Genomic DNA, 20,378 nt, shown 5'->3' on the forward strand with positions numbered 1-20,378 from the left:
ACAAAGGCCATAAACCGTTGATAGCTTTGCCTGATTTTTTAGATAAAATCTATACAAGAAAATAATATTTTCTATACAACCATTGTACATCAAGATATGATTAGCCTTTAATAAATAATAAAGCGCCTGAACGGCGCCTAGGGTGAAATTCAATGCGGCTATCCAGGTCCGGCACTAAGATCAGTACTCGTTTATTAGCAGGATTTTCGGCACTGCTAGGGTTACTCATTTTGTTAACTGCCGTGGGTATTTACCAAGTCAATAAAATTGATCGAGATTTAACCACAATTAATGACGTCAACGGCACCAAGCAGCGTTTTGCAGTGGATTGGCGGGGCAGCGTACATGATCGTGCGATTGTGCTACGTGATATTGTTATTACAGCGGGTAACGGCAACCTCGGCACGCTTGAAAGCGAAATGCAGCGCCTGATCGATGCTTACGGTGTCGCAGAAACAGGGATGCAACAGGTCATTAGCGAACACGCTGGGAGTGCGCAAGAACAGAGCATTGTTAGCAGCATCAACGAACAAGCCGCGATGACACGTGAACTTACCGGTCAAGTGATCGCAGCACGCCAAACAGACGAGTATGAAAGTGCACGAACGCTGCTTCTTGAACAAGCAGGCCCCGCCTATACCGAGTGGCTTAATCGTATTAACCAGTTTATTGATTTACAACAGGAACTAAATAACGTCACCACCTCGGAAGCCCGCGATACGGCTTCTGGCTTTCAAATGCAAATGTTGGGGTTAACCCTCTTTGCACTGCTAGTAGGCGGCTTGATCGCACTATTTTTATCCCGCCAACTGCTACGCGAACTGGGTGCAGAGCCGCACGTAGTCAAAGCGTTCGCAGAAGCTATTGGTCGGGGTGAGCTGACTAGCCAAGGGCATCTTAAGAAGGGCGATACACGCAGCATCATGGCATCCCAGGTAGCGATGGCACATCAGCTACAGACTATTGTGTCCCAGGTTCGCGCCTCTGCTGAGGCGGTTGCTAACAACAGCGAACAAATTGCTGAAGGTAATAACGACCTCTCCTCACGTACTGAGCAGCAAGCTAGCGCTCTGGCCGAAACGGCCTCTGCCATGGAACAGCTCAACAGCACCGTCAAGCTTAATGCAGAGAACTCAGAGCAAGCGAGCCAAGAGGCAACCAATGCTTCGCGCACCGCCACCCGCGGCGGGGAAGCTGTTCATCAGGTGGTAAACACCATGAACGACCTGAATAAAAGCTCACAGGAAATTTCGGGCATCATCTCAACGATCGATGCAATCGCCTTTCAAACTAATATCCTGGCGCTTAACGCCTCTGTCGAAGCCGCCCGCGCGGGTGAGCATGGGCGTGGCTTCGCGGTCGTCGCCGAAGAGGTTCGTAGACTTGCGCAGCGTAGCGCCGACGCTGCGCGGGAAATTAACAATCTAATTTCCAAGAATTTAGAACGGGTTAACCATGGTAATAAACGCGCCGAAGAAGCCAGCAAGTCAACCGTTGAAATTGTGGCGGCCATTGAGCGCGTAACCAGCATTATGAAGGAAATCAGTTACGCCAGTGCAGAACAAAGTACCGGTGTTCAAGAAGTGGGAAGAGCAGTAGCTGAAATGGATCAGGCCACCCAACAGAACGCCGCGCTGGTGCAACAGAGTGCCTCTGCGGCTAATAGCTTGCGCCAAAACGCCCACTCTTTGCTCCATACCATGGAAGTCTTCAAGCTGCCTGACACCCATCAAAGTGAACAGTCGCCGCGTAACGCTTTGGCACCTGTGCGCACTCAATCAACGAATACAATGAGAGCACTGCCTGCTGCAAAATCTCAGCAGACAGAACCTGAGTGGGAAAGTTTTTAATACGTCTTAACAGCGTATTTATTGATCGCTAAGCTTGATTACTCGCCGGGCTGCCAGCCATTAACAATCGGATAGCGCCGGTCCCGGCCGAAACCACGAGGGGTAACGCGCACGCCGATGGGCGCCTGGCGGCGCTTGTACTCACAGCGATCCACAAGCTTAACGACTTTATATACGTCGTCATCGTCAAAACCCGCTGCGATAATCGCTTCTGCGCTCATATCCCCTTCGATATAGCGGACTAAAATGGCGTCGAGTACATCGTAATCAGGCAAAGAGTCGCTATCCTGCTGATCGGGCGCCAGTTCTGCACTCGGCGGCCGATCAATGACACGCTCAGGGATGGCGGGTGATTGCGTGTTGCGCCAGCGAGCAAGACGATACACCCAGGTTTTATAAACGTCTTTAATCGCGTTATAGCCGCCCACCATATCGCCATAAAGCGTGGCGTAGCCTACCGCCATTTCGCTCTTGTTTCCGGTGGTCAGGACCATTAAGCCTTTCTTATTGGAGATCGCCATTAGCAACACACCGCGACAGCGCGATTGCAAATTCTCTTCGGTAGTATCCCGCTCGGTACCCGCAAAGCTCTCCGCTAGCGTGTCCATAAACGCTTCTACCATGGGTTCAATGGGCATGATCTCATAGTGTACACCCAGCATCTTGGCCTGCTCCGCGGCGTCCTGCTTGGAGATATCCGCGGTATAGTGATAGGGCATCATCACCGCTTGCACCCGCTGAGGGCCTAACGCATCAACGGCAATCGCCAGTGAAAGTGCGGAATCAATGCCGCCAGAAAGCCCCAGCACCACACCGTCAAACCCACTCTTATTGACGTAGTCGCGCAGCCCAGTGACGAGCGCGCAATACAGACTCTCTTCCGGCGCCACCTCGGGATCGATTTCGCCGGGCTGGGGCTCCCACACTGTCGCGCTGGTTTGCAAAAACTGAATTGGCATCAGGCCCGCCTGCCAATATGGCGCCAGCACCTGCAGCTCACCGCTCGCATTAACGCAGCAGGAACCGCCATCAAACACTAGCTCGTCTTGGCCACCAATGGTGTTCACGTACACAATTGGCCGCTTAACGTCTTGGGCATGCTCCTTCAACAAGCGGAGCCGCTCCGTGGGTTTATCCTGATGATAGGGCGAGGCGTTCAAGGTAATCAGCACTTCAGCACCTGCTTTTGTGGCGGCTCTAACCGGCGCGCCATCCCACAGGTCTTCGCAAATCACGATGCCTAACTTGGCGCCTTTGTGCTCATAGACGAGAGTCTCAGTCCCGGCGGTAAAGTAGCGCTGCTCATCAAACACTTGGTAGTTAGGTAACGCCTGCTTGGCGTATTCCGCTTCCCACTGGCCGTTGTAAAGAATGCCCGCCAGATTGTAGCAGCGCCCTTCCCGCACGCCGGGATATCCAATAATTACCAGTACATCGCGGGCAACTTTTGATGCCATCAGGGCACGCGCTTCACGCAGGCGGGTTTCCATGGAGGGACGAAGCAGTAAATCTTCAGGCGGATAGCCCGATAAAAAAAGTTCAGGAAAGACAACAATATCCGCCCCATGCTCAATCCGTGCTTCGCGCACGGCCTCAATGGCATGCGCGGCGTTGCCGGGAATATCCCCGACCAAAGGATCGAGTTGGGCCATTACCAGCGTTAAGTCTTGCATGGGCGTCAAAATCTCTTGAGAATCTTTAAATTAGGGTTACACCGTCATACACGCATTGTCCCGCAAGGGCCGCCAACTGGCAAAGGCCATGCGTCTATTCCAACGCCTAGATCCCCACCACGGGAGACAAAATAAGGATGAACCTCTTGATCATTCGGCTGATTATCTTTGCCGTTCTATTCTATGCCGGTTTAAAGCTCTACGGCATCTACCGCCAACGTAAGCTTGAGCATGAAGCGCAGCATAAAAAAGTCAACCATCATGAAGGCGGCAAAATGGTGCGCTGCCGCTGGTGCGATGTCCACGTACCTGAAAATGAAGCGCTTCGCGATCAAGAGCAGTGGTTCTGCTCTGGCGCGCATCGCGACCGTTTTCTACAAGAGCAGCAAGACAAAGATGGCACACCTTAAGCCGGTTTAAGTCGCTCTGGCGTAAGTTGGTAAGGCGCTGGGTCAATGAGCGGCTCACGCCCAAGCAACTGGTCCACCAATAGATGGGTCGATGCAGGGGCCAATACCAAGCCGTTACGGTAGTGTCCCGCATTGACGAAGACATTAGGCCATTCTTGAAGGGCGCCAATAAACGGTATGCCCACTGGGGAGCCGGGACGTAATCCGGCCCACTGGTGCGCTACCGGGCACGCTGCTAACGCAGGCAACATGGCTTCAGCGCTCTGTTTTAGCGACGCCAGAGCTGCCTTATCGGTCGTCTTATCAAAGCCCACTTCTTCCAGCGTAGATCCGACCAACAGCAGGCCATCCGCACGCGGAATGATATAGCGCCCATCTTTTAATACCACGCGCTGCACCAATCCCTTGGGTGCTTGGTAAGCGATCATCTGCCCCTTTACTGGCCTAACCGGCAACGGCACCTTCAGCTGTGCTAATAACTGAGCAGCCCAGGCGCCACCGCAAACCACTAATCGCTGGGCCTTTAATGGCCCCAGAGACGTCACCACCCCCTCCACTTGACCATCTTGCTGATGAATAAAGCCACTAACCTCGCACTGCTCTTTCAGCGTTACTTGCGGCATTGCCGCTAGCCGCGCCTTCAACGCTTTGGCTAACCGCGGATTGCGCACGCTGCCCAACGTCGGCATCCAAAGCGCGCTGTCACCAGACATCGCCACGCTCGGCTCTTTAGTGCGAACAAAATCTGCGTCCACCCGCTCCAGCGGTTTCCCCAATTGACGCGCCCAGCGCAGTGCTCTGTCGGCGTCATCAACATTTAAATACAGCAGCCCTCTTTGACGGTATTCGGGATCAATACCGGTCTCTTCCAACAATCGCAGTGACAAAGAGGGGTAAACGCCTTCCGACCAGCGGGATAATTGCGATATCGCAGCGTCGTATCGCCAGGGGTAAAGCGGCGAGACGATACCGCCACCGGCCCAAGAGGCCTCTTTACCGCACTCGCCACGATCCACCAGCGTGACCAGCTGACCCGCATCGGCCAGCTGCAGCGCCGTCATCATGCCGATCACACCGCCACCAATAATTAAGAAATCGCTCACAAAATTGTCCGTTTTGGCTTACATAAAAAATGCGTTGCGCCGCTTAGGGTGACCTATTAACCACAGAGTGTTCGCGGCTGACGACGGTCAGTGAGCATAGCGCGGGCAATAACAAGGTCAAGAGAGGAAGGCGATGAGCGATAGCCGTATCGAGACACACATGACGCCTGAAAGTGGATTTACGCTGCTTGAGCTATTGATTACGCTGCTGTTAGTGGGGATTATCGCCACCTGGGGGCTGCCTAATTTTCAAGCGCTGGGGGAGCGCACCGCACAGACCAGCGAAGTGAATCGGTTTCAGAGCGCATTTTCGTTAGCGCGAAATACAGCCATTAGCCAACGCAACCAGTTGACGCTATGCCCAGCCGATGAGGATCACAAAGCGTGCATGAATGACTGGAGTGGTGAGTTGATGATTGTACGGGGTGATAAAACCGACAGCATTGCTGCAGAGGATATTTTGCGCATAGTCCCCGCACAACAGGGTACTCAAGTCAGTTACAGCAGAGGGTGGTCGCGCATTCGCTACAGTCCGCTAGGTTATACCAGCGGTTACAACGGCAGCTTTGTTATTTGCCCCAGCAGCGGCGCAGAGCACGCTCAAGGTAAAAAGCTGGTACTCAGCCAGTTAGGGCGTTTGCGAGTTGATGAAGCGCCTATCGGTTGTTAGGCGCTTCAATCTATCCAGTATTGATAGACTTTTCTGTACCTATCCAGCAATACCGTCCAAATAGCGCTCGGCATCCAGTGCCGCCATGCAGCCACTGCCTGCGGAGGTAATTGCTTGGCGATAAATGTGATCCATTACATCACCGCAGGCAAATACGCCCGGCACGCTGGTCGCGGTGGCGTTACCTTCAAGCCCAGATTGCACCTTGATGTAACCGCCGTTCATGGCTAACTGACCTTCAAAAATGCCAGTATTGGGGCTATGGCCAATGGCGATAAACAAACCAGGCGCATGAATCTCTTTGCTTGAACCATCTTTCGTGGATTTGACCCGTACTCCTGTGACGCCCGAGTTATCGCCGAGCACCTCTTCGACTTCCTGAAACCACTCAAGAGCGATTTTGCCCGCCTCAGCTTTCTCGAACAGCTTATCTTGGAGGATTTTTTCAGCCCGCAGCGTGTCACGGCGGTGTACCAGGGTCACTTTAGAAGCAATGTTAGAGAGATAAAGCGCTTCTTCTACGGCAGTATTGCCGCCACCGACCACAATGACTTCCTGGTTGCGGTAGAAAAAGCCATCGCAGGTCGCACAGGCCGACACCCCTTGGCCCATAAACTGCTGTTCAGTTGGCAGACCCAGGTAACGCGCGCTAGCACCCGTCGCTACGATGAGTGCATCGCAGGTATAAAAACCGCTATCACCCTTTAAGGTGAAGGGTTTTTCACCTAGGCTGACCTCATTGATATGATCAAACAGCACTTCGGTATTGAAGCGTTCAGCGTGTTGCTTCATGCGCTCCATTAATTCAGGGCCTTGAACACCTTGGGCGTCACCCGGCCAGTTATCCACGTCGGTTGTGGTGGTCAATTGCCCACCCGCCTGAATACCGGTGATCAGCAGTGGCTTCAGGTTGGCCCGCGCGGCATACACAGCAGCCGTATAGCCTGCCGGGCCGGACCCAAGAATAATCAAACGCTCATGACGAGTTTCCATGACACCACCTTGTAAAGACCTGTCTGATAGCTTTGTTGAAAGCTGTGTAAATGAATTTGGCAAAGAGTCTGCCTGAAATGGCGTCAAGTACAAGCTATTGCAAGGTTTCATCTACGCTATTAGGCGAAGAAACCTTGAAAGCGACGATATAAACACCCATGTGTTATTACTAAATCAACGCCATACTGGGGTAAGCCATACTAAAGGAAGATCGTGACCGTCACGCTGAGGGCAACACTCAGCAATCAGAGGAGAGACACATGAGCAAGACACCCGATACGCTAAGTACTTTAGAAGTTGGCAGTAAAACGTATCACTACTACAGCCTCCCCCAAGCGGCAGAGACGCTGGGTAGTATTGACCGGCTTCCCAAAACGCTCAAGATTCTACTCGAAAACCAGTTGCGCTTTGCAGACGACGAGAGCGTAGCGGACGAGGACATGCAGGCTCTGGTCGATTGGCAGAGCGAAGGTAAATCCAGCCGTGAAATTGGCTATCGCCCGGCACGCGTATTGATGCAGGATTTTACCGGCGTACCCGGCGTAGTGGATCTTGCCTCTATGCGCGCCGCTGTCGAAAGTCTCGGTGAAGACCCCGCGAAGATCAACCCACTCACCCCGGTTGATCTGGTTATTGATCACTCAGTCATGGTCGATAAGTTTGGTAACCCAGCGGCGTTCCAGGAGAACGTTGATATCGAAATGCAGCGTAACCGCGAGCGTTACGAGTTTCTACGCTGGGGCCAACAGGCATTTGACAACTTCAGCGTCGTGCCCCCCGGTACCGGTATCTGCCACCAAGTAAACCTGGAGTACCTTGGCAGAACGGTATGGACTAAAGACGAAGACGGCAAGACCTTTGCCTACCCCGACACCCTCGTCGGCACTGACTCCCACACCACGATGATCAACGGACTGGGGGTATTAGGCTGGGGCGTTGGCGGTATTGAAGCCGAAGCCGCCATGCTCGGTCAGCCGGTCTCGATGCTAATCCCCGAGGTGATTGGCTTTAAGCTCACTGGCAAGCTACGCGAAGGCATTACCGCGACGGACTTGGTACTTACCGTTACCGAGATGCTGCGTAAGAAAGGCGTCGTGGGTAAGTTTGTTGAGTTCTACGGCGACGGTTTGAAAGACCTGCCGCTGGCGGATCGCGCTACGATTGCCAACATGGCCCCAGAGTATGGCGCTACTTGTGGCTTCTTCCCTGTGGATGAAGAAACCCTGAACTATATGCGTCTTACCGGTCGTGAAGATGAGCAAGTCGCGCTGGTAGAAGCCTATAGCAAAGCCCAGGGGCTGTGGCGTGAACCCAGCGATGAGCCGATCTTCACCGACGCTCTGGAACTGGACATGACCGAGGTGGAAGCCAGCCTTGCCGGCCCCAAACGTCCGCAAGATCGGGTCGCCTTACAGGATATGGCGGCAGCCTTTGAAAAGTTCATGCAGGAAGATAGCAAGGCCAAGCCAACCGAAAAGGGTAAGTTCTCCTCTGAAGGTGGCCAAACTGCCGTAGGGGTAGAGCGCAGCTTCGAACATGACACCAGTCAAGCCGTTAAGCTTGATGACCATGACTTTAGCCTTGACCCCGGTGCGGTGGTTATCGCGGCCATTACCTCGTGCACTAACACGTCCAACCCCAGCGTAATGATGGCGGCCGGTTTGCTGGCACGTAAAGCGCGTGAAAAGGGCTTAACTACCCAACCGTGGGTGAAAACGTCACTGGCGCCCGGCTCTAAAGTGGTCACCGACTACCTTGCTGCCGCGGGTCTCAATGATGACCTGGATGCGTTAGGCTTCAACTTGGTCGGCTACGGCTGTACCACTTGTATCGGCAACTCTGGCCCGCTACCTGATGAGATCGAGCAGGCAATTAACGAGGGCGACCTTGCAGTGGCCTCGGTGCTTTCCGGTAACCGCAACTTTGAAGGGCGCGTCCACCCGCTGGTGAAAACCAACTGGCTTGCCTCTCCGCCGCTCGTGGTTGCCTACGCCCTTGCAGGTAACGTTCAACGCGACCTTACCAAAGAGCCGCTGGGTCAAGGCAGCAACGGTGAGCCTGTCTATCTCAAAGACATCTGGCCCAGCCAGGCCGAGATTGCCAACGCGGTTGAGCAAGTCAACACCGCCATGTTCCGTAAAGAGTACGGCGCGGTGTTTGAGGGTGACGACGTCTGGAAAGCCATCGATGTGTCAGAAAGCAAGGTCTATCAGTGGCCGGAATCTACCTACATTCAGCACCCGCCCTTCTTTGAAGGTATGGGCCGTGAGCCGGATGCCATCGAAGATGTACACAGTGCCCGGGTGCTGGCGATGCTAGGCGACTCTGTCACCACCGACCATATCTCTCCTGCCGGCGCCATCAAGCCCGACAGCCCCGCCGGGCGCTACCTGCAAGAACACGGCGTTAAGCCGGTCGACTTCAACTCCTACGGCTCGCGCCGGGGTAACCATGAAGTCATGATGCGCGGCACCTTTGCCAACGTGCGGATCAAAAATGAGATGCTCGACGGCGTGGTTGGCGGCGAGACGCGCCACGTGCCCAGTGGTGAGCAGATGGCTATTTACGATGCGGCCATGAAGTACAAAGAGGAAGGCAAACCGCTTGTCGTGATTGCCGGTAAAGAGTACGGCACCGGCTCTTCACGGGATTGGGCGGCCAAAGGCACCCGGTTGCTGGGCGTTCGCGCGGTGATTGCCGAATCCTTTGAGCGCATTCACCGCTCTAACCTGATCGGCATGGGTGTTGTACCGCTGCAGTTTGCCGAAGGCGAAAGCCGTACAACCTTGGGTCTGACCGGGGATGAAGAAATTTCGATTGCCGGTTTGAGCGACCTAACGCCGGGTGGCACGGTCAAAGTGGTGATTAAAAATGGCGAAGGGGAACGTAGCGTTGATGCCAAGTGCCGAATTGATACGGTAAACGAGCTGGCTTACTACCGCCATGGTGGTATCCTTCACTACGTGCTGCGCAAGATGATCGGCGCAGCCTAAAGGTAAAACCTACCAATGCTTGCATGCCCCCACCTCGGTGGGGGCTTTTTTTTAGCCAAACGCTTAAAAAGCGCGGCGACGATACGTGCGGTAATCAGGCGACCAGGATGCCTTTTCAATCAACTCACGCAGAGTCGTGCCGCTGGTTTTCAGCGCCACTCCGTTCTGCTGCGCTTGGGCAGCCACTTCAAAGGCAATCGACTTGCTGATATCGCGAATACGCGACAGCGGCGGCAGAAGCGCGCCTTTGCCCTCTTTTACCAGCGGTGCTTCACGGGCCAGCGCCCGGGAGGCGCTCATCAGCATCTCATCGGTAACGCGGCTAGCACTGGCGGCAATCACGCCTAAACCAATGCCTGGGAAGATATAAGCGTTGTTACACTGGGCGATTGGATAAGTGCGGCCGTTGTAAACCACAGGGGCAAAGGGGCTGCCGGTGGCTACCAGCGCTTGACCATCGGTCCAGCGGATAACATCTTCCGGCACGGCCTCTGCTTGGGAGGTCGGGTTAGAGAGCGGCATGATCACCGGGTGCTCACAGCCCGCGTGCATGGTGCGAACAACCTGCTCGGTGAAGATACCGCGTTGGCCGCAGACACCGATCAACACCGTTGGCTTGATCTGTGCGATCGTCTCTTCCAGACCTTGGCCACTCCACTCCGCCACTAGAGAGGGGTCATGGGCTAACCGGCGCTGGAAGTCGCGCTGCCACTCTTGATTGCTGGTCATCAAACCGTCGCGATCGACAATGTAAATACGCGACCGTGCTTCGCTTTCGGTCAAGCCTTCGGCTTCCATGGCAACGACCACCTGCTCGGCGATTCCACAGCCCGCCGAACCACCACCGACAAACACCACACGCTGCTGGGCAATGGTCTCTTCCCGGGCCTGACAAGCCGCCATTAGCGTACCCACTACCACAGAAGCAGTACCCTGCACGTCGTCGTTGAAGCAGCACAGTTCATTACGATAACGCTCAAGCAGCGGCACCGCATTGGCTTGGGCAAAGTCCTCGAACTGCAGCAGAACGTTCGGCCAGCGACGTTTAACAGCAGCGATAAATTCTGCCATGAAAGCATCGTACTCTTCCTGCCCCACCCGCTCGTGGCGCCAACCCATGTACATAGGATCATCCAGCAGCGCTTTGTTATTAGTGCCCACGTCAATCATGATCGGCAGCGTGTAGGCAGGGCTAATACCACCACAGGCGGTATACAGCGCCAGTTTACCAATCGGGATACCCATCCCCCCGATCCCTTGGTCGCCCAGGCCTAAAATGCGCTCGCCATCCGTCACTACGATCACTTTAACGTTATCTTTAGTGGCGCTGCGCAGGATGTCATCCATATGCTCGCGGTCCGGGTAGCTAATAAACAGGCCACGGTGGTTACGGTAAATATTGGAGAATTCCTGGCACGCTTGCCCGACCGTCGGGGTATAGATTATCGGCAGCATCTCTTCAAGGTGCTGGGAAACCAACCGGAAGTAGAGCGTTTCGTTGTCGTCTTGAATCGCACGCAAATGGATATGCTTTTCAAGGTCGCTATGGCACTGCTGATACTGGCGATAGACGCGCTCCAGCTGATCCTCAATGGTTTCCACCTTTTGCGGCAGCAAACCAATCAGGTTAAATGCCAGGCGTTCCTGTTGAGTAAACGCGCTGCCTTTATTCAATAGCGGCATTTCGAGCAGAGAAGGACCGGCGTAAGGAAGGTATAAGGGGCGTTTACTCTGGGTAGTCATAAGCACTCTCTTTTTATGTCAATCACTGCTGCAATGCAGCAATATCGGGCGTTTGCGGCGTTTGGACTTAATGTAACATGCTCCTGCTACAAAGGTAGAAGAGAGCGACCTTGTTGATATAAAAACGCCTCGATTTAGGAGGACCAAACCGAGGCGTCATGATGACATTAAGGATGCTTTAGCACGTTTTAGCAGTGGGTTTACGCCCCTCAACGCCAGCGAAAAAGAACGGCCGTAGCTTAACGCCGACCATATTGCCGGCAAACGCCGCCACCAGCCATACCCAACCGTGCAGGCTGCCAGAGGCAATACCGCTGAAGTAAGCTCCAATATTGCAGCCATACGCCAAGCGCGCCCCATACCCCAACAAGATGCCACCAATAACCGCTGCCAAGATGGACTTCAATGGAATTTTGAAGTTTGGCGCAAAACGACCCGCCAAGCTCGAAGCCGCCAGGGCGCCGAGCATAATACCCACGTTCATTACGGTGGTGATATCACTCCATGCGCTGGCTTCCAAAGCTGCCGCATTGCCCGGTGCTTGCCAATAGCCCCACTGGCTGACATCGCCGCCCACCAGTTCAAAGCCTTTAGCGCCCCACAGCGCAAACGCTGAGGTAATTCCCCACGGGCGCCCTGCCAGTGCCAAGGTGGCAAAGTTCAGCAGTGCTAGCGCGACAGCACCAGCAATCAAAGGCCAAGGCCCCGTCAGCCAACGCTCATACCCATGCTTATTGACGATAGGTGCTTGCTCTAACTGACCATGGCGGCGCTTCTCCATCACCCAGGTGAAAGCAGCAATCGCGGCAAACAGCACTAAGCTGATCCCAACACCGCCGCCAACGCCTGCCACATTCACCAGCGATACCGGCTGAAAAGCGGGCAGGCTCTGCCACCAGGCAAAATGCGCGGTGCCGATCACTGAGCCCACGATAAAGAATACCAGTGTAATTAACATACGGGCGTTACCACCGCCAGCGGTAAACAGCGTTCCGGAAGCACAGCCGCCGCCTAGTTGCATGCCCACCCCGAAGAGAAACGCCCCCACCAACACAGAGATACCAATGGGAGCAACGAAGCCGCGCACCTCGGTACCGAACAGGCTACCTGCGCCCAGCGCCGGGAAAAACAGCACCACAGCAATCGCTAGCATCACCATTTGCGCCCGCAGGCCACGCCCCCGCCTTTCCGTAATAAACACCCGCCACGCAGAGGTAAAACCAAACGCGGCGTGATATAGCACCATGCCAAACAGCCCGCCGACAATCATCAGCAGGCCCGTATTCGCCTCAAACACCATCCCCACCAGTAACGCACCAATCACAATTGCCGCAGTGGCTATCAGCGGCACGCGATAGCTCTGAGGCACAGCAACAGCCGTAGTCGACATACATTCACCTTTAGCAGCACCAAAAGCGCCTGTTAAGAAACAGGCGCTTTTGGTAGACATGGACAATAGTTATAAGCCTAACGATAGCGGTAAAGCGCGGGAAATTCTTTATTTAAAGGTTCTTATAGCTTTATGGAATAAAAGCTATAATTTAGTGCCATTCGCGGTAAACGAAAATGCGGGATAAGCCTGTTGAATAGCAAATGGTGACTTCGTCAGTCTGCTTCCTGGCACTTGAACGGTATAGTTCTGCTGAATTAACCACATGGTGAATACTCTCTTTTATCAATCAGGCAGAAGGCAACGTCAGAGGTAAGCTTGCTGAGTTCTCTGTGTGACGGTAGCGTTTATCGATCTCGATATGTCCTTGGCTGGGCTTTATAGAAAGGAAAGGTGAAAGCATGAGCGGCATAGCAAGTCCTATTTTACATCTGTTCATAGGTGAACTAACCACGCCAGCAGTGCTTATTCCGGCAGCGTCGCAAAATGCGAATGCACAACAAGCTTTCCTTCATGATAGGGCGTATTCGGAAGCCTATCCTTAAATATACCTATGCACTTCTCAAAATCTTTTTTATGACAATAAACTTTACTGTAAACGGAGTAGTGTGAACTATCTTCATTATACCAAGTGAAGCGCAAGCCAATCAGACAGCGCTTTCCCCAAACAGCAATATCTTCTGCATTTGGCCAATCTATCTCATGGTATTCTTCATTGCGAACCATTGATTGATAGCCTTTAGAGTTCCCCATCAACGCCGCCATCACCCCAATGCCAACAGGGCCAATCGCGGCAATAATAAAGTCAGGGTCTACCAATACCAAACACAACACCCCCACACCGGAAATAATGGCCGTCCATTTCATCACCGGCTTGACCGAGTCAATCTGTGGTTTCCAGGAAAATACCTCGATGCGCTTTTCGGTTAAACGATACACGATAATCGTCGTTTGGTGAGTCATGCTCATGCTAACTAGTAAGACAAATCCCCCTCCACCCAATCCTAATATAAATGAGGAAATGCTAGGATCATTAAAAGAGAAAACTGCAAACCCTACTGCAAATGAAATCATAAAGTTTATAAAAAATAAAATATTAGCAATAAACGTATTGTAATCACGTGCACGAATCTGCCATGTCATGACTGCGGGTTCATCGGCATGCTTCCAGGGCATTTCTGCTACATAGTCTCGCTTGGGTTGAATAAGCCACATGGTGAATACTCTCTTTTATCAATCAGGCAGAAGGCAACGTCAGAGGTAAGCTTGCTGAGTTGTCTGTGTGACGGTAGCGTTTATCGATCTCGATATTCCCTTGGCTGGGCGTTGCTTGATAGAAAGGAAAGCGCAACCCTCCTTGGCTATCGCTGTAGATCGCTTCCTCATAGATGACTTCCACCAGGAATGGTTGATCTTCGGGTAGCTGATCCACCGGCAACCACGCCTGCCATACCCGTAGCGGATCATCTGCGTTGTAGGAAACAGACTCTTGCAGTTGCCGTGGTACTTCTGGTGGTGTGGTTTGAAAGCTATCCGAAGGCACCCAAGCCCCTGCGGCCAATCGCTCCGAGATCGTGATGGTTTCCCCCGACAAGCTGGCGGGTAGAGCTAGCTGTGCCCAGTAGCCTTGTACGATGGGAACGCGTCTACCAGGAGAATAGGGTGACAATGTGCGGGAGGTGTCGAACTCAGCTCCCAGAGTGGTAACGGGGGTTAGCTTGAGTGAAGGTTCAAGCAGCGCCTCATTCAAGGCACGCAGTTCTGCGCTATTGTCATCATCACTGCACGTCCACTTCTTAGCTTTACCCCAAGTACTTTGATAGAGCCATAAGCGCACCCCTTCACGACGGTAGTTTTCTGCCAACACCGAAAACAACAGATAACCAACACTTAAAGTCAGCATTGCCCACCCCGCCCAGGGTGCCATTATCCAGCCAAAGGCAAACCAACGACTAGCTGCCGCGCCAAACAATTGTGCACCGCCAATACCTGTCATGATTGTCGTCATCAGAAATTTTGCTGTCAGCGCTTGTCGTTCATCCATGTTTGTTGAGTTTTTGCGCTGCTGCCATATCTGCCAAGATTCAACCCCCGCCCCAATCGCCGCAAAAGCGGCTAAACCGGCAACGCGACTTGCGAGTTTGCCAGCAATCCTAGCAACATTAGATTGTTTTGCCGCTTTCCAGGTTGAGATACTCGCACCAGTAATGCTTGTCATTGGACCACGTAACGGCACTAAGCTATTGGCATGCCGCTGCCAGTAGGGCATTACCCACAGCGACATCACCGCGGCGGTGGCGTAACTTGCTTGGCTGGCAAGGGTGGTCATCTCTTCACGGTCAACGCCATCTTTTTCCGCATCTAGCAGGGTATTGGTCACATTGGCCAAGTTAATCGCCGCTATCAATAACGGTAGCCCCCCTATGCCACGGGCATTGACCCAGCGCTGCATGCGCTGGCGTGCCGCTGCCGCATTTGTCGCCACGCGGCCAAGCAGTTGTCGATGCTGTTCACGCAGTTCACCAAAACCAAGGTCGGCCAGTACAGCGGCATTGGCTTGAGTGCCACCTCCAACGTTGAAGCGTTTCGGCTCGTTTAACGCTAGCACGCGTTGCTCCTGCTCAAGCTGGGTAATATCGCGATGAATACTGGCGCGCCCACCAGGCGACATAGGTAGGCTTAACCTTCCTGTGAGCTGCGCCTTGGAGTGCGACAAGCGTTGCATATCGCGTCGCCAGCGGCGATGCTTTGTGCGCACGGCGTCGTCTCGTTCTAAATACAGGCCGTCATTGTCAGGATGAACGAAGGCCACCACCATGGTGATCGAGAGGTTTCTGGCTAACTGCTTCGATGCGACGTGGGCACCTGCTCCGGCGGCGGGAAGCGCATGATAGGCGATGGACTGCCAACTCGCCTTGCCCGCCTCAGCAGCGACTTTTTTGAGTACGGAGAAGGCGTCTTTGACGGGAGTTGCCAGCGCTTGAAAAACGGCCGACTGCTGAACATGTTGGTAACCCAGAACAGTGTCAAGGTTTACAGCTACATTGCCGACATTCAACACATCACCCAGCTCGATGCTTAGCGCTTGATCATCTGGGTCACCGGATGCCAGCCACTGAGCCGCCACTAGATCCAGTGCATCTGCCAACACGGGAGAAAAGTTAAATGGGCCGGTGCCAACCAGCGTATCGCGCTCACGGAAGGTGCGGGTTAACCATTCACGCCCCTTCTCACTGGCCCCAACGGCGTCGGCAATTAAAGCGACGAACTCCATTAGGCACTGACTTTGTACTTCATCACAGTTGTCATAAAAGAGCTCTTCTGCATGAGCAGGTAACCGTTCAAGCCAGACGATGATATCGCTAAGGCTGGTATGCGCATGGTTGCGTAACCGTTCTAGCCTGGGTTCATACGTGGCAAGAAAATCGACAGCCTCGTCATAATACACATCATCTCGCCATGGACGTTTGCTTTTCCATGCCTCCAAGTCTTCCCGGCTTGGCGGCTCGATCCCCATGGCGGCTAAATTGGAATCGATCGTTTCAAGCCGGTCTTCATGATGGCGCTGTAGGATAGAGCCCTGGTGCCCAAAGGGAGAGCCGCGGTTAACGGCGCTCGACAGTTCCTGGGCCTCCAGGGCTTCCAACCGCTGCTGAAGTAGTTCCTGCGCCTGCCGACGCCGCTCTGGATCGTCACGTATATCTTCGGGTAATTCGCTATCGTCAGGGCCGCATAAGAGTTGCGTGACCGACGCCATCTCTAATCGATGCCCGTGTTCATCCAGGAAGGCCTCAAGCTCGATTTCGCGGCCAATAAGCGCCATGGCGAGGTCGTTAACAATCCCTAAATCGTCATCCAGGGCCACAAAAAGCGCTTCATCGTGCTTTTCAACGGCGGCGAGTACGCTGTCCTGGGTGATTTCAGGTTTTACTGCGAGCAGCGGGTAAATGCCTTCTTCGCCGCCGTCACTGTCTTCCATCGTTTCTTCTCTCTCAACGGTCGAGACGGTGGTACTGTTAAAGCTGTCTACGGCTCCAATGGGCGTTATGTCCGCCACATGCTCAGCGAGTTGAGTTAAGGGGCCTACGTGGGAAGAGAAGGGTGCTCCGCCTGAAGAGGCGCTCATCGCGTCCATTAAATTCACTGGGCGCATAATGCGTTGGCGTGCTTGGGCGTCTTCCAACATGTGCTGCTGAATACGCTCGGTCCACTGCACCGAGGAGTAGGCCAGCGCTATGGGGGTGCATGTTGAGTAGGTAAGATGAGGTTCACCATTGAACGTTGCTCCTTCCACACGATACTCATCAACCCGCTGTTCGCTTTCTTCCTCTACCCAAACATAGAGCCACCCATCGCGTAGTTGCCTGAGCGTATAGCTGCGGGTTTCAATCGAAGGGTAACCAGGCCCTTGCCACTGCTCTGCAATAGGGTGAGGAGCTGGCGCACCCGCATGATCAGGCGCTTCATCAACGGCATAGCGCACAGGAAAAAGGGTGACATCAATCAGTAAAGGACAAACACCGCCACCAATGGGCGTTTCGTCAAAGGTGGCATCGCGTGCCTGGGACTGAGCATCCGTATTATCCATAAGTGTTCTCGTCTTTTAATAGTGATGCTTGAGCGATGCCATCCGACGCCGTTTCTTGAGTTCGACTCCAAACATCTAACGCATAAAGCTGATCTTGCCTTGAAAGCGATTTGTGTTCGGGCACTTGCATCACCCATTGGGCATATAAACCGTCGCTAGCTGCCATGAAGTTTTCGCCCCAACGCAGGCTCAAGCTGAGCCAAATAGCGAGCTGGCGTTCCGTGTTAGCCCCCCAGGCGATGGCATCGTCTAAACGTTCTTCAAGCCATAAACCACGCACCTCAATAGAAAGCTGCTGCCATGCCTCGGCCATATGCTCTTTGAAGTAATCTGTTAGGCGCTCCTTGAGCTGCCAGCGTTCTACTGCATCAAGAGCCGTTAACTGGGCGCTTCCCATCGGAGGAAAGAAACTTCCCGGTAACGGCGTTGTTGATGCTTGGCTAAGGTGAGAGCGAAACATTTGCCACACCAGTGGGCGTGGCGGTGCCCATTTAGGCGCCCAATCTGCCACCCACCATGTGTCGATGGGCCCCATAAGCTCTGCCGGTAGAGCGTTTCCGTAGCTAGTCAGCCAATGCCTCGTGACAAGCGGGTCAGCAAAACGAAAAAGCTGCTCTTGCTCCCCTTTCCCCTTAAAAGTCACAAACTGACCGAGGTGCTTACTCAACTCGACCGTACTTGTTTGGCTATTCAGCAATGAAAGCGAACGATACAGTTTATCGTCGTCAGCATGCGCTTCATCCGCCAGATAACCGCTCTTAAGACGAACCAGTATCGGCCCCTGCTCGGCTAACGACGACCAACGGGTCATCAGATAGAGTGGCTCGATATCCTCAATGTCATCGCGGCTATACAAGCGTTTGAGTGCATTGGGATAACGTACGCCATCCACTAATGCATGTGTTATTGCCTGAGGGAGATCCATCTAGCTATTTCCCTGGCTCAAATCTTCACAAATCTCACAGTGGGCAGGCGCTTTGAGCAGGGTTTTAAGCTGAGCTGGACGGTTAATGGGCGGAACTATGTGATGGCTTTCTGCCTCTGCATGTCCCGGCAACTGCGGCCCCTGTGCCGCCTGCCCACTACCCGAGCCGGGACTCCCCCCAGAGTTGATCTTGACCTGCGGGCCCACGATGGTGACGCCGCTGGGGTCGATCTTGAGGAAGCTGCCGCCTGCTTTTAGGGTGATTTCCGCACCGGCTTCAATCACTACCTTCATGCCCGCTTTGTGATGAACCTCCTGTCCGGCTTCCAGTAGCTGCGCTTGGCCGATTTTTTCATGGCGAGTGCCGTCGATCATCAGGTGGTCGTCGCCGTCTACCTGGGTATGACGGTTGTTATGCACCGTATGGTGATCGTCGTTATCGATCTCACTGATGCGGTCGTTATGTACCTTCAGGTGGCTGTCGTGCTGGATCTCTTCGGTGCGGTCATTCAGCGTCAGCAGCTCCAGGTCTTTCTGAGCGTGGAGCCAGATCTGCTCCTCCCCCGCTTCGTCTTCGAAGCGCAGTTCGTTGAAGCCTTCGGCCTTGTGACTCTGGGTGCGGATGACGGTGCGGGTTTTGTGTTCCGGCAGCGGGTAAGGCGCGGTGTTCACGGCATGATAGGTGCGCCCGGTCACCAGCGGTTGATCGGGATCACCTTCCAGAAACGAGATAATCACTTCATGGCCGATACGCGGGATGGCGATACTGCCGTAGCCACCACCTGCCCAGCCTTGGGCGACGCGTACCCAGCAGCTCGCCGTGTCATTAGGCTCTGCATAGCGATCCCACGGGAACTGTATTTTGACCCGGCCGTGCTCGTCGCAGTGAATTTCTTCGCCTTCGGGGCCGACCACAAAGGCCACTTGGGGGCCATCGACGCGGGGTTTGGGATTCGGCGTTGCTCGCCAGGGGGCATCACCGGGGATCAGCGTGACCTGGTTGTGGTAGCGGGTCATACCGTTAGCATCACCTTGCGTCATGCCGTCTTCTTCCAGCGCCTGGGGTTGCTCGCCGTGGTGGACCACTTCAATGGCCTGCCAATCACGGTTGAGGCTCTCAGTGTCATGATCGGTCAGGGCGAAGCGCAGGCCTGGGGCGAGTTCGGGCAGGTCACTTTCGGCGTTGGCGGTGAGCGCTTCACAACGTAGCTGCTCCAAGCGAATACGGGTAAACGGTTTACCGGAGGCGTCCTGCTTGTAGCGGCCAGGGTAGTCGTAGTGTTCGTAGTCCGCGTTTTGGCCATGGACTTCTACGTCGCGACCTAGGTGGTCATGCAACTGCGCATAGGCCGGGTTTTTAAAGCTATAGTCTTTCAGCGTGGCGGACGCGGTCGCAACGCGGGCAATGTGGCGAAGTTTGCGCACATGGCGGCTGGGCGCGGTACCGCCTGCACGGCTGTGGTAAGTGCGTTCGCCGAGGTTGGTTAGTACCTGTGGGTCATCGGCGAAGATCAGCCGATGGCTACCCTCTGCAAATTCATGGAAGTAAAACAGGCCCTCTTCCGCGGCCAGGCGCTCGATAAAGGTGAGGTCGGTTTCACGGTACTGGACGCAGTACTCACGCTCGGCAAGCCCGCGATTGACCGCAAACCCTACATCGGTAATACCCCGCTCATCGCACAGGGTATTAATGATGGTGAGCGGGTCGACCTTTTGGAAAATACGCGAGTTCTGACGCAGCGAAAGCCGCCAGAGCGCTGGCCGTAGCACCAGCGAGTAGAAGGTGCGGCGATGGCCGCGGTCGCCCTGGCCAAACTCGCTCACGATACCGTGCACTCGGCGCAGCGGTTCGCCATCCTGCCAGATAGTCAGTTCCGCCTCACGATCCAGCAGCTCTGCCGCGTCCAGGCTACCATCGCGGCTGGCAAGGTTAAGCACCAGTTCAAAGGGTTGGGAAAGCGCTTCGCGGTGGGTGAAATCGATCACCGCGATATCCTCAACACCGGGGAGTGTTAGGGTGAATTGCAGACCAGTCATAAA

At 54.2% G+C, this 20,378-nt stretch carries 13 protein-coding genes; 4 read left to right on the forward strand and 9 right to left on the reverse strand.

Annotated features, from left to right (window positions below):
• The first annotated feature begins 152 nt into the window (after positions 1-152).
• Positions 153-1,850 (forward strand): methyl-accepting chemotaxis protein, encoded by a 1,698-nt coding sequence (locus tag AC5TBW_RS15895; RefSeq protein WP_495509485.1) that lies wholly within the window; start codon positions 153-155, stop codon positions 1,848-1,850.
• A 38-nt stretch (positions 1,851-1,888) separates the two neighbouring features.
• On the opposite strand, the gene AC5TBW_RS15900 is transcribed toward AC5TBW_RS15895, so the two are convergent.
• A complete protein-coding gene (locus tag AC5TBW_RS15900; RefSeq protein ID WP_495509486.1) occupies positions 1,889-3,523 on the reverse strand; it encodes an NAD+ synthase in 1,635 nt (544 codons plus the stop codon).
• 137 nt (positions 3,524-3,660) lie between these two features.
• Between AC5TBW_RS15900 and AC5TBW_RS15905 the strand changes: the two genes are divergently transcribed.
• Positions 3,661-3,933, forward strand: a complete 273-nt coding sequence (locus AC5TBW_RS15905; RefSeq protein WP_495509487.1) for a PP0621 family protein — start codon at positions 3,661-3,663, stop codon at positions 3,931-3,933.
• Here AC5TBW_RS15905 and thiO read toward each other — a convergent pair.
• Positions 3,930-5,036 (reverse strand): glycine oxidase ThiO, encoded by a 1,107-nt coding sequence (gene thiO / locus AC5TBW_RS15910; protein WP_495509488.1) that lies wholly within the window; start codon positions 5,034-5,036, stop codon positions 3,930-3,932. The genes AC5TBW_RS15905 and thiO overlap by 4 nt on opposite strands.
• 133 nt (positions 5,037-5,169) lie before the next feature.
• Between thiO and AC5TBW_RS15915 the strand changes: the two genes are divergently transcribed.
• Positions 5,170-5,706: a GspH/FimT family pseudopilin gene (locus AC5TBW_RS15915; protein WP_495509489.1), complete on the forward strand. Its 537-nt coding sequence runs from the start codon at positions 5,170-5,172 to the stop codon at positions 5,704-5,706.
• Positions 5,707-5,745: 39 nt separating this feature from the next.
• On the opposite strand, the gene trxB is transcribed toward AC5TBW_RS15915, so the two are convergent.
• Positions 5,746-6,699: a thioredoxin-disulfide reductase gene (gene trxB, locus AC5TBW_RS15920; RefSeq protein ID WP_495509490.1), complete on the reverse strand. Its 954-nt coding sequence runs from the start codon at positions 6,697-6,699 to the stop codon at positions 5,746-5,748.
• 260 nt (positions 6,700-6,959) lie between these two features.
• Here trxB and acnA point away from each other — a divergent pair, with 260 nt between their 5' ends.
• A complete protein-coding gene (gene acnA / locus AC5TBW_RS15925) occupies positions 6,960-9,692 on the forward strand; it encodes an aconitate hydratase AcnA (protein WP_495509491.1) in 2,733 nt (910 codons plus the stop codon).
• Between the two features lie 63 nt (positions 9,693-9,755).
• On the opposite strand, the gene AC5TBW_RS15930 is transcribed toward acnA, so the two are convergent.
• The 6 genes from AC5TBW_RS15930 to AC5TBW_RS15955 form a co-directional block, all read right to left on the reverse strand.
• A complete protein-coding gene (locus AC5TBW_RS15930; protein WP_495509492.1) occupies positions 9,756-11,435 on the reverse strand; it encodes an NAD-dependent malic enzyme in 1,680 nt (559 codons plus the stop codon).
• Positions 11,436-11,613: 178 nt separating this feature from the next.
• Positions 11,614-12,825, reverse strand: coding sequence for a YeeE/YedE family protein (locus AC5TBW_RS15935; protein ID WP_495509493.1), 1,212 nt, complete (start codon positions 12,823-12,825; stop codon positions 11,614-11,616).
• Between the two features lie 465 nt (positions 12,826-13,290).
• Complete coding sequence (locus AC5TBW_RS15940) at positions 13,291-14,040, reverse strand: hypothetical protein (protein WP_495509494.1); 750 nt, start codon at positions 14,038-14,040, stop codon at positions 13,291-13,293.
• Between the two features lie 22 nt (positions 14,041-14,062).
• Complete coding sequence (locus AC5TBW_RS15945; protein ID WP_495509495.1) at positions 14,063-17,413, reverse strand: T6SS effector BTH_I2691 family protein; 3,351 nt, start codon at positions 17,411-17,413, stop codon at positions 14,063-14,065.
• Positions 17,406-18,338, reverse strand: a complete 933-nt coding sequence (locus AC5TBW_RS15950) for a DUF4123 domain-containing protein (RefSeq protein ID WP_495509496.1) — start codon at positions 18,336-18,338, stop codon at positions 17,406-17,408. Before AC5TBW_RS15950 ends, AC5TBW_RS15945 begins: the two co-directional genes overlap by 8 nt.
• Positions 18,339-20,375 carry a type VI secretion system Vgr family protein gene (locus AC5TBW_RS15955; RefSeq protein ID WP_495509497.1) on the reverse strand — a complete coding sequence of 679 codons (2,037 nt, stop codon included), beginning with the start codon at positions 20,373-20,375 and terminating at the stop codon, positions 18,339-18,341.
• Positions 20,376-20,378 lie beyond the last annotated feature (3 nt).

Source organism: Vreelandella sp. ssv, assembly GCF_059448525.1.